Origin of the sequence: Vibrio bivalvicida, from assembly GCF_001399455.2 — a bacterium.
GTDB lineage: Bacteria > Pseudomonadota > Gammaproteobacteria > Enterobacterales > Vibrionaceae > Vibrio > Vibrio bivalvicida.
The window spans coordinates 1-11,069 of the sequence record NZ_LLEI02000013.1 but is presented as its reverse complement, the minus strand read 5'-3'; the positions used below and the strand labels follow the sequence as shown (position 1 = coordinate 11,069).

At 45.0% G+C, this 11,069-nt stretch carries 7 protein-coding genes, 1 rRNA gene and 1 other annotated feature; of the genes, 4 read left to right on the top strand and 4 right to left on the bottom strand.

Features of this window, described 5'->3' with window-relative positions; translation table 11 throughout:
• Positions 1-90 precede the first annotated feature (90 nt).
• From pheA to APB76_RS01385, 4 genes are all read right to left on the bottom strand, one after another.
• Positions 91-1,269: a prephenate dehydratase gene (gene pheA, locus APB76_RS01400; RefSeq protein ID WP_049845723.1), complete on the bottom strand. Its 1,179-nt coding sequence runs from the start codon at positions 1,267-1,269 to the stop codon at positions 91-93.
• A 13-nt stretch (positions 1,270-1,282) separates the two neighbouring features.
• Positions 1,283-1,403 (bottom strand) — a sequence feature (Phe leader region).
• A 113-nt stretch (positions 1,404-1,516) separates the two neighbouring features.
• Complete coding sequence (gene hpf / locus APB76_RS01395; protein ID WP_054962715.1) at positions 1,517-1,843, bottom strand: ribosome hibernation-promoting factor, HPF/YfiA family; 327 nt, start codon at positions 1,841-1,843, stop codon at positions 1,517-1,519.
• Positions 1,844-2,188: 345 nt separating this feature from the next.
• The gene (locus APB76_RS01390; protein ID WP_054962714.1) at positions 2,189-3,610 is read right to left on the bottom strand and encodes an MltF family protein; all 1,422 of its coding nucleotides are present in this window, start codon (positions 3,608-3,610) and stop codon (positions 2,189-2,191) included.
• 115 nt (positions 3,611-3,725) lie between these two features.
• Positions 3,726-4,451, bottom strand: coding sequence for an outer membrane protein assembly factor BamD (locus APB76_RS01385; protein ID WP_054962713.1), 726 nt, complete (start codon positions 4,449-4,451; stop codon positions 3,726-3,728).
• A gap of 135 nt (positions 4,452-4,586) precedes the next feature.
• On the opposite strand from APB76_RS01385, the gene rluD reads away from it, so the two are divergent.
• The 4 genes from rluD (at position 4,587) to APB76_RS01365 (ending at position 11,062) form a co-directional block, all read left to right on the top strand.
• Positions 4,587-5,567, top strand: coding sequence for a 23S rRNA pseudouridine(1911/1915/1917) synthase RluD (gene rluD, locus APB76_RS01380; RefSeq protein WP_054962712.1), 981 nt, complete (start codon positions 4,587-4,589; stop codon positions 5,565-5,567).
• A gap of 4 nt (positions 5,568-5,571) precedes the next feature.
• Positions 5,572-6,300, top strand: coding sequence for a peptidoglycan editing factor PgeF (gene pgeF / locus APB76_RS01375; protein ID WP_054962711.1), 729 nt, complete (start codon positions 5,572-5,574; stop codon positions 6,298-6,300).
• Positions 6,301-6,411: 111 nt separating this feature from the next.
• On the top strand, positions 6,412-8,985 hold the full coding sequence (gene clpB, locus APB76_RS01370) for an ATP-dependent chaperone ClpB (protein WP_054962710.1): 2,574 nt from the start codon (positions 6,412-6,414) through the stop codon (positions 8,983-8,985).
• A 524-nt stretch (positions 8,986-9,509) separates the two neighbouring features.
• A 16S ribosomal RNA gene (locus APB76_RS01365) occupies positions 9,510-11,062 on the top strand.
• Positions 11,063-11,069: the final 7 nt, after the last annotated feature.

Genomic DNA, 11,069 nt, shown 5'->3' with positions numbered 1-11,069 from the left:
TAATATGCAACTAAATATCCTGCGATATTAAGAATATTAATAAATTGTGTCAGCTACTAAGTGGTATTTATTTGAGCTATGTAGATATATTTATTGCAGTTTTACTTGCGTCGGTTTCACATTTTCACTTGGATAGCAGCCAAGAACTTTAAGATGTTTTGTGATCTTAGTAAGTTCATGAAGCGCTTGTTGCATTGCTTGTGAGTCGAGGTGAGCTTCTAGGTCTACATAGAACATCTCTTCCCAAGGGTTGCCCATGATTGGGCGCGACTCAAGTTTGGTCATGTTGATACCATAACGTTGCAGAACCAATAGCGTTTCAACTAGTGAACCTGCTTGCTGTGATGTCGACATAATCAAGGTGGTCTTTGCTGGGATTTGCGCTGATACCTCGACAGGCTTGCGTGCAACCACGATAAAGCGAGTGTGGTTTTCTGTCTGATTAGCAATATTGCTCTGGATCGGCTGCAAGCCGTAAAGCTTGCCACTCGATGCATTACCAATTGCTGCGACATCAGAGCGATTCATTTGCTTGATTTTCTGCATCGCGTCTGCTGTGCTTGCGCAAGACTCAAGCTTCACGCCATCAAGTTTGCTCAAAAACTCACTGCATTGAGCATGGGGTTGAGGGTGTGAATAGAGTGTCTTGATCTCTTCTAAGCGTAGCTCTGACGTGGCAACTAAGCAGTGCTCAATCGGGAGAGTTAGCTCACCAACGATATAGAGCGTGGTGTGCTGAAGTAGGTCGTAGACTTCGTTGATCGAGCCCGAGCTGGTATTCTCGATTGGTAACACACCAAAATCGGCATGGCCCGACTCAACGGTATGTGTCACTTCCTTAAAGTGTTCGCAGTTTAACTCGATGAGTTCCGTGTTCTTACGGCTAAAGTACTCACGACTTGCCAGGTGCGAGTATGAACCTTTTGCACCAAGGAAAGCGACACGAGCAAGCGGCTTACGGCTCAATTCAGGATTAGCTAAGTTTTGCAGGTAAGACTGTTGAAGAAGCACTGAGTCTTCAATAATGGTATGGAATAACTTGGTGATGTACTGAGCATCAAGTTGGTATTTTTGATGACCATTATTAATGAGCTTGACTAACAGTTGTTGTTCACGATCGGCATCGCGTACCGGTTTAGAGGTTTGTACTTTGCTTTTCGCTACTTCAATACTCATTTGGCGACGCTCAGATAACAACTGGAGTAGTTGGTCATCCAGTTCATTTAAACGCTGTCGTATTTCTTCAAGTGAGTATTTTTGGTCAGTCATCCTGGTATTCCTTATAAAAAAAGCCTCCCTTTGGGAGGCTTTCTGTTCGTTTTTGACTTATCTTTCGAAAACGAGAGAGCCTCCAAGCTTAGTGGAGAAAAAATAAGTCGAAAAAGAACAGTGTAGGTTGGTGCATATTAATCAACTAAGTAGTAAATCCTTGAACACAATAAGCAACAGGTTATGGGGCGTCAAGCAAAAAAATAGCGCCAATTGGCGCTATTTTTATAAACCTCTTATTTTGTTTTTATTCTACTTCTTCTTCAAGCTCTGGTTTATCAGTACGACGTGCTTCTGGCTTGTGACGTAGTTTGTTTAGCTGACGTTCTAGTTTCTGTTCTACCTCGTTAACGGCAGCGTATAAATCTTCGTGAGTAGCAGAGGCAATTAGTTGTCCTTTCGGTACGGTAATCACAGCTTCAAATTTCTTCTGTTTATTTGGCTCCTCGCTAAAGGTTGCCTGACAACCAATAATGTCTACTTGCCACTTTTCTAGTTTTTTAAACTTGCTCTCAATGTGATTGCGGATTGCAGAGGTGATGTCGATATTTTTACCAGTGATGTTTACTTTCATAAATGTTTTCCTCTGTGTCATCCCTCATGGGTTAACTCCAGATTACGTATCCAAGGGTAAAATAATGTGATTTGCATCACTCTTTGGCGGGTGTTTTTAGGCATTGAAATTAAACGTGATCTATCTCAAATAGTCTACCGATAGGGAGTCGAAAAAGCTTGTGTCAGTAAAAAATCTCATTAGATTGGTAGAGGTAACCAGCTAAAATTCAACTGTTTTTTAGGGGCTTTGTACGACCTGATAAAAACACTTGATTGCAAATTAATCATCTGAAAAATGTGAATTAAATTCCATTTCCTATTCTGGCCTCATTTCCGCTGTTTTTACCTTTATGGAATTGTAGTTTTATCGTTCTTTCGCAGTGTTGCGCGCTGCCTGATTTTCTCTTAACAGTTTCAAAGAATTGAGTTGTTTGTAGATGATAAAGTAGCGATTAATGTTAGACACATAGTGAACGGGCTCTCTTCCAATATTTCTACGGGCCATGATTTCTACATTGCGAAACCACTTGTTGGGGTCGTAACCATTTTGCTGTGCAAGACGGCGCATTTTTCGGATATTTGCAGGACCAGCGTTATAGGCTGCAAGTGAGAAGTAGACCTGATCTTCTGGCATGATATCGGGCTGACTAAAATAGCGATCTTTAATAAATCGCATGTACTTTACACCCGCATGAATGTTGTTATCGACTTGGTAAATATCCGGAATATTGACGTTGGGATCTTTTGCAGTACTTGGCAGAACTTGCATCACTCCTACTGCACCTTTGTGGGATACCTTACTCTGATCGAGCCCTGACTCCTGAAAACCTTGGGCAGAAATCATTAAAGAATCGAAACTGTATTGGTCTGAGTACAGCTCAAATATTGGGGTCAGGGATTCAAGTTTATTGATGTGGTTGGGATTCAAAATGCGCTTAAGCCATGTCGTGTTACCAAGGTATTTACCATAGATAACATTGCCAAGTAAGGTGCCTGAGCGATAGTTCTTGAGGTATTGATTAACGAAGGACTCGAGTTTAGGACTGTTTTTTCGCATCGCCCAAGCGATCTGTCCTTCTGCACGTAAAGGAATCTGTGCGTGAATTTGAATGTTCTCCATGACCTTTAGCCACAGCTCTGTTTTGTGGCTATCGAGTATGGTGGCGGGAATATGTCCTTGGTTAACCATCTCAACCAGTTCATAGTCTTGTAAGGTTTCTTCAATAAATCGAATTGTTACGGGTTGCAACGATTTCCTGTCTAATTCCTTGTTGAGTTTCTGCAAACTCTCGAAATAGCTTGAGCTTGCTCGTACCCAGATTTCTTGACCACTTAATTGGTGCAAAGAGGTAATAGGTTCGATGGCATTATGGGTGATAAGTAGCTCTTGAACACCTTTCAAAACAGGTGCACTAAAGTCGATTTTTTCTCGCCTAGATTGAGTAATGGTTAGGTTGGCAACGGCTAAGTCTCCGTAGCCTTGTTCAAGAGATGGGAGTAATTCGTCGCGATGGACCGGAATTACTTGCAGGTTAAAATACGAGGAACGCTGTCTCAGCTCTTTTTCGAAATGGTATAGAAGCTCAGCAAGTATACCTTTGGGTTTACCTCCTTCAACATAGTAGAAGCCCAAGTCAGCAGCGACTAGGACTCTTATGACTCCTTTCTTTTCGAGTACGGGAAGGTCACCAAAGTATGGCTGCTTTTTCAATGGCGACAATGAAAGAGCGTGGGCGCATTGAAATGAAAGTGCTAATAATAAGATCGAAACAAAGGATCGCAGCATGACTAACCTCTAATCAATATTGATTAAAATGTAGTTGCTAAATGGTACAGGTGCCAAGAAGGGATACAAAAAGCGCCTTCAAATGTGAAGGCGCTTTTTCTATTAAATTAGCAAGTTACTCTGGATTGAGTTCTATCAGTTCTTCCGTTCGCTTAACTGCATCTTCAAGTCCAAGCTGTTGGTAGGCTTCGAGTTGAATCTCTAAAGATTTACGTGCGGCTTCTGTATCTGGGTAAGTTTTCTGTAGCTCTTGAGTGCGATTGATTGCGGCAATCCAAGCTTCACGGCGGAGATAAAAATCAGCGGTAGCCAAATCATAATTCGCTAAGCGATTCTTAAGTGCATACATACGTTTTTGCGCATCTTCAGCATAAGGACTAGTTGGGTATCGCTCTAGTAGCTTTTTAAAGTCAGCAAATGCTTTCTTAACCGGTTCAGGATCGCGATCGCTACGATCCATGTTAAACACGTCGTGCATAAAGTTACGATCTTGCGCCATATGCGTAAGGCCACGCATATACAATACCCAATCTAGTTTTTCATGGGTTGGGTTAAGGCGCATAAAGCGTTCAATCGTTGCTAAACCTAAGGCTAAATCGTCGTTTTTGTAGTACGCGTAAATGAGGTCAAGTTGCACCTGCTCTGAGTAAGCACCAAACGGGTAGCGAGAATCTAGCGCTTCCAGTTTGCTAATTGCTGTCAGCCAGTTGCCACTTTGGAGCGAAACCTGTGCTTCTGAGTAAAGCTCAGATGGTGGCACATCTGGCACAACTTCTTCGCTGCTAGAGCAGCCTACCAGTACAGATAATGCCAACAAGCCAGATAAAGTATGCTTTTTCATGTCAGGATTCGATTCCTTGAGATAAATATTTCTATTGCTTCCGTTACTTTCTACCGTGTAACAGATACAATGTCCAAATAGTATATTTTTCCACAGTAGTGGCAATTAGTCTCACATTTTTAAAAAAAGTTCGATATGGCTCAGCAGATTGAATTAACAAATACAGTAAAAGATAGCCAATTAGGTCAGCGTTTAGACCAAGCTATCGCCGAATTATTCGCCGACTTCTCCCGTTCTCGCCTCAAAGAGTGGCTTTTGAATGGTAACGTTCAAGTAAACGGAGAAGTCATCACTAAGCCACGTACCAAAGTAATGGGCGGTGAAGAGATTACTCTGCAAGCGGAACTTGAAGATGAAGAGCGTTGGGAAGCGCAAGATATCCCTCTTGATATCGTTTATGAAGATGACGATATTATGGTGATCAATAAACCGCGCGGTTTTGTGGTCCACCCAGGCGCAGGTACACCAGATGGAACAGTGTTGAACGCATTGTTGCATCATTACCCGGATATCGCTGAAGTACCGCGTGCAGGTATTGTGCACCGTCTTGATAAAGATACAACGGGTTTGATGGTGGTAGCCAAGACGGTTCCTGCTCAAACACGCCTCGTTCGTGCATTACAGAAAAAGCGCAACTTTGTTCGTGAGTATGAAGCAATTGCAATTGGTCGTATGACGGCTGGTGGTCGAGTTGAACAGCCTATTGGACGTCACTCTACTAAGCGAACGCTAATGGCAGTCAGCCCTATGGGTAAGCCTGCTATTACTCATTACCGAGTAGCAGAGCATTTTCGCGAGCACACTCGCATTCGTTTGCGCCTTGAAACAGGTCGTACTCACCAGATCCGTGTTCATATGTCTTACCTGCAGCATCCTCTATTAGGTGACACCGCATATGGTGGTCGCGCTCGCATACCTAGTGGTGCTTCGCAAGAGTTGGCAGAGCACATCCGCTCTTTTGACCGTCAGGCTCTGCATGCTGTCATGCTTAAGTTTGAGCATCCGATTACTGGTGAAGAAGTGGAGTTTCATGCGCCGGTGCCAGATGACATGGTAGAAATGGCTGAAGCGCTTCGCCAAGACACCCGCGAACACGGATTAGAAGACGAGTTTTAGTTTCATGGAGATGATCGTTCCTAACTGGCCCGTAGCAAAACAGATAAAAGCCTTCTCTTCAACACGAGTGGATGGCTTTTCTACTGGTGTGTATCAAGGTTTGAACCTAGGTATGCATGTTGGGGACGAGATCTCAAAGGTGGAACAAAATCGTCAGTGGCTCATAGAGCAAGCAAAATTGCCAAGTGCGCCAGTTTGGTTGAATCAAACTCACTCTTCTGTCGTAGAAGAAATTAAAGCCCCAACAGCTCTCGTTTTAGATGCTGATGGAGTCTTTACTCAAAGTTCTGGGGTGGTGTGTTCTGCCATGACCGCAGATTGTTTGCCGGTTTTGCTTACTAATGTACAGGGAACGCAAGTGGCGGCAGTACATGCTGGATGGCGCGGCCTAGCCAGTGGTATTGTTGAAAATGCGCTTGAAAAGTTTGACGGTGAAGTGATGGCTTGGATTGGTCCAGCCATTGGATCTCAGGTGTTTGAAGTTGGGAAAGATGTTGTCGATGCATTTGTATCTGTAGATACTGGTGCCATGGCAGCATTTGCTCCACGTGAGCTGCAAGGCAAATGGCTAGCTGACATGAATCAATTGATTACTCAAAGGCTACAACGCGCCGGAGTGAGTCAAGTTTATTACAGTAACCTTTGTACTTACTCAGATGCAGAGCGTTTTTACTCTTATCGCCGTGATGGAGTTACTGGGCGCCAAGCAACTTTTATCTGGATAGAAAATTAATCGTCTGTTTTCATAGTGGAAACAGGTATCGTCCCCTTGAAAATTACCTCTAGCGTATCCATCTTTCATACTGATTAGTTAATTTTTCTCAGTTGAGGTAGGAAGGTAGTTATGCGTCTTGACAGATTTACTAGCAAATTCCAAATCGCAATATCTGACGCTCAATCATTGGCATTAGGCCGTGATCATCAATATATAGAGCCAGTGCATTTAATGGTGGCACTGATGGATCAAAACGGCAGCCCGGTTCGCCCTCTTTTGACTATGCTCAACGTTGATGTGACTCACTTGCGCTCTAAGTTAAGCGAAATTCTCGACCGACTGCCCAAGGTAAGCGGTATTGGTGGGGATGTTCAGTTATCTAGCGCTATGGGCACCATGTTTAATTTGTGCGACAAAGTGGCACAGAAACGTCAAGATTCATATATCTCCTCTGAAGTGTTCCTGCTCGCGGCGCTAGAAGATAGAGGTCCACTAGGCTCACTTTTAAAAGAACTGGGCTTAACTGAGGCTAATGTTTCTGAAGCAATAGATAAAGTGCGCGGTGGGCAAAAAGTGAATGATCCAAATGCAGAGGAGCTTCGCCAAGCGCTAGAGAAATTCACCATTGATCTGACCGAGCGAGCAGAGCAAGGGAAACTCGACCCCGTCATTGGACGTGATGACGAAATTCGCCGTACGATTCAAGTCTTACAACGACGTACTAAAAATAACCCCGTTATCATTGGTGAACCTGGCGTGGGTAAAACTGCGATTGTGGAAGGTCTTGCTCAACGAATCGTTAATAATGAAGTACCTGAAGGTCTACGCAGTCGTCGAGTACTCTCCTTAGATATGGGGGCGTTAGTTGCGGGGGCTAAATATCGAGGTGAGTTTGAAGAACGCCTTAAGTCGGTACTCAATGAGTTATCTAAAGAAGAGGGCAATATCATCCTCTTTATCGACGAAATTCATACCATGGTTGGTGCGGGTAAAGGCGAAGGCTCAATGGATGCAGGTAACATGCTTAAACCTGCCCTTGCTCGTGGTGAGCTTCATTGTGTTGGTGCCACAACTCTTGATGAATATCGTCAATATTTAGAGAAAGACCCAGCATTAGAGCGTCGCTTCCAAAAAGTGATTGTCGATGAACCTAGCGTTGAAGATACAGTCGCTATCTTGCGTGGTTTGAAGGAACGCTATGAACTCCACCATCATGTAGAGATAACCGATCCTGCGATTGTCGCAGCGGCAAGCTTGTCACATCGCTATGTTTCGGATCGTCAGCTTCCGGATAAAGCCATTGACCTTATTGATGAGGCGGCTTCAAGCATTCGTATGCAGATCGATTCAAAACCAGAATCTTTAGATAAGTTAGAGCGCAAGATCATTCAACTTAAGATCGAGCAGCAAGCATTGACCAATGAACATGATGATGCGAGTGAGAAGCGCTTAACTATCTTAAACGATGAATTGACAGAAAAAGAACGTGCCTTTGCTGAGTTAGAAGAGGTTTGGAACGCCGAGAAAGCAGCGCTGTCGGGCACTCAGCACATAAAGTCTGAGCTGGAGCAAGCTCGTATGGATATGGAGTTTGCCCGTCGCGCAGGTGATCTCAATCGAATGTCAGAGCTTCAATACGGCCGAATTCCGGAACTAGAGAAACAGCTAGACCTTGCTACCCAAGCTGAAATGCAAGAAATGACTCTGTTACGTAATAAGGTCACAGATAACGAAATCGCTGATGTACTCTCTAAGCAAACTGGGATTCCAGTTTCTAAGATGCTTGAAGCGGAGAAAGAAAAACTACTGCGTATGGAAGATGTCCTACACAAACGTGTCATTGGGCAAACTGAAGCGGTAGAAGTTGTCGCAAATGCAATCCGTCGAAGTCGAGCTGGTCTATCTGATCCAAATCAGCCTATAGGCTCTTTCCTGTTCTTAGGGCCAACAGGAGTCGGTAAAACTGAGCTATGTAAAACATTAGCCAGCTTTATGTTTGATAGTGAAGATGCGATGGTACGTATCGATATGTCAGAGTTTATGGAAAAACACTCTGTCGCTCGTTTAGTCGGCGCACCTCCAGGTTATGTCGGTTATGAAGAAGGGGGCTACTTAACTGAAGCGGTTCGCCGTAAGCCATACTCGGTAATCTTACTTGATGAAGTGGAGAAGGCGCATCCAGACGTATTCAATATCTTGTTACAAGTATTAGATGATGGTCGCCTAACTGATGGGCAGGGGCGAACGGTCGACTTCCGCAATACCGTTGTCATTATGACCTCTAACTTAGGCTCTACTCGGATTCAGGAAAATTTCGGTTCTGTTGATTATTTGGGTATGAAAGAGCAAGTCATGGACGTGGTAAGCAAGCATTTCCGCCCAGAGTTTCTTAACCGTGTCGATGAAAGTGTCGTGTTCCACCCACTAGGCCAAGACCACATCAAGTTGATTGCGTCTATTCAATTAACGCGTTTATCGAAGAGAATGGAAGAAAAAGGTTATTCACTTGATGTGTCTGAAAAGGCACTAGATGTGATTGCTCAAGTCGGCTTCGATCCTGTTTTTGGTGCTAGACCGCTTAAGCGAGCGATTCAGCAGAGCGTAGAAAACCCATTAGCCAAAGCAATTCTGGCTGGAAAAGTGATACCAGACAAACCAGTTAAACTGCTAGTCAACAATGATCAGATTATTGCACACCAATAATTTCATTCATTGAATGTTTAAAAGAGCCCAATTTAGGGCTCTTTTGCGTTCTTTTTAGACTTATTGGTCGTTTGCTGACCGAACGGCCTGAAGTGGCCACTTTTTTTTAATTTAACCCTTGTGCTTCGAAGCTAACTCTCTATAATGCGCCTCCGTTGTCACGGGAAACCGAGCTGAAGAGTAATGACAACCGAGGCGGTGAAAGTTAAGCATTAACTTTCGAAGAAATAACGAAAAAAGTGTTTGACACTAGAAGTTATCTCGATAAAATGGCCGTCCGTTTTGAGCAGAGCCCAAAACGAAGCTCTTTAACAATATAAACCTATCAATCTGTGTGGGCACTCGTTGATGATAATCCAATTAGTTTCTTCGGAAACAAATTAGGTTTCAATGAACTGAGTGACCAATTTGATAACTTCGGTTATCGAGCACAGTCAATTCATTATCGTTCTGTTGGAACGATAATAGCTTTAAAATTACACAGTAGTTTTGAAGTCAGTATTCATTGAGCCGAACAAAATCTTAAATTGAAGAGTTTGATCATGGCTCAGATTGAACGCTGGCGGCAGGCCTAACACATGCAAGTCGAGCGGAAACGAGTTAACTGAACCTTCGGGGAACGTTAACGGCGTCGAGCGGCGGACGGGTGAGTAATGCCTGGGAAATTGCCCTGATGTGGGGGATAACCATTGGAAACGATGGCTAATACCGCATAATGCCTTCGGGCCAAAGAGGGGGACCTTCGGGCCTCTCGCGTCAGGATATGCCCAGGTGGGATTAGCTAGTTGGTGAGGTAATGGCTCACCAAGGCGACGATCCCTAGCTGGTCTGAGAGGATGATCAGCCACACTGGAACTGAGACACGGTCCAGACTCCTACGGGAGGCAGCAGTGGGGAATATTGCACAATGGGCGCAAGCCTGATGCAGCCATGCCGCGTGTATGAAGAAGGCCTTCGGGTTGTAAAGTACTTTCAGTCGTGAGGAAGGTGGTGTTGTTAATAGCAGCATCATTTGACGTTAGCGACAGAAGAAGCACCGGCTAACTCCGTGCCAGCAGCCGCGGTAATACGGAGGGTGCGAGCGTTAATCGGAATTACTGGGCGTAAAGCGCATGCAGGTGGTCTGTTAAGTCAGATGTGAAAGCCCGGGGCTCAACCTCGGAATTGCATTTGAAACTGGCAGACTAGAGTACTGTAGAGGGGGGTAGAATTTCAGGTGTAGCGGTGAAATGCGTAGAGATCTGAAGGAATACCAGTGGCGAAGGCGGCCCCCTGGACAGATACTGACACTCAGATGCGAAAGCGTGGGGAGCAAACAGGATTAGATACCCTGGTAGTCCACGCCGTAAACGATGTCTACTTGGAGGTTGTGGCCTTGAGCCGTGGCTTTCGGAGCTAACGCGTTAAGTAGACCGCCTGGGGAGTACGGTCGCAAGATTAAAACTCAAATGAATTGACGGGGGCCCGCACAAGCGGTGGAGCATGTGGTTTAATTCGATGCAACGCGAAGAACCTTACCTACTCTTGACATCCAGAGAAGCCAGCAGAGATGCAGGTGTGCCTTCGGGAACTCTGAGACAGGTGCTGCATGGCTGTCGTCAGCTCGTGTTGTGAAATGTTGGGTTAAGTCCCGCAACGAGCGCAACCCTTATCCTTGTTTGCCAGCGAGTAATGTCGGGAACTCCAGGGAGACTGCCGGTGATAAACCGGAGGAAGGTGGGGACGACGTCAAGTCATCATGGCCCTTACGAGTAGGGCTACACACGTGCTACAATGGCGCATACAGAGGGCAGCAAGCTAGCGATAGTGAGCGAATCCCAAAAAGTGCGTCGTAGTCCGGATTGGAGTCTGCAACTCGACTCCATGAAGTCGGAATCGCTAGTAATCGTGGATCAGAATGCCACGGTGAATACGTTCCCGGGCCTTGTACACACCGCCCGTCACACCATGGGAGTGGGCTGCAAAAGAAGTAGGTAGTTTAACCTTCGGGAGAACGCTTACCACTTTGTGGTTCATGACTGGGGTGAAGTCGTAACAAGGTAGCCCTAGGGGAACCTGGGGCTGGATCACCTCCTTATACGATG

Excerpts from the sequence above, each read along its gene's own strand:
- pheA (WP_049845723.1), bottom strand. The coding sequence starts at position 1,269 with ATGACTGACCAAAAATACTCACTTGAAGAAATACGACAGCGTTTAAAT.
- hpf (WP_054962715.1), bottom strand. The coding sequence starts at position 1,843 with ATGAAAGTAAACATCACTGGTAAAAATATCGACATCACCTCTGCAATC.
- APB76_RS01390 (WP_054962714.1), bottom strand. The coding sequence starts at position 3,610 with ATGCTGCGATCCTTTGTTTCGATCTTATTATTAGCACTTTCATTTCAA.
- APB76_RS01385 (WP_054962713.1), bottom strand. The coding sequence starts at position 4,451 with ATGAAAAAGCATACTTTATCTGGCTTGTTGGCATTATCTGTACTGGTA.
- rluD (WP_054962712.1), top strand. The coding sequence starts at position 4,587 with ATGGCTCAGCAGATTGAATTAACAAATACAGTAAAAGATAGCCAATTA.
- pgeF (WP_054962711.1), top strand. The coding sequence starts at position 5,572 with ATGGAGATGATCGTTCCTAACTGGCCCGTAGCAAAACAGATAAAAGCC.
- clpB (WP_054962710.1), top strand. The coding sequence starts at position 6,412 with ATGCGTCTTGACAGATTTACTAGCAAATTCCAAATCGCAATATCTGAC.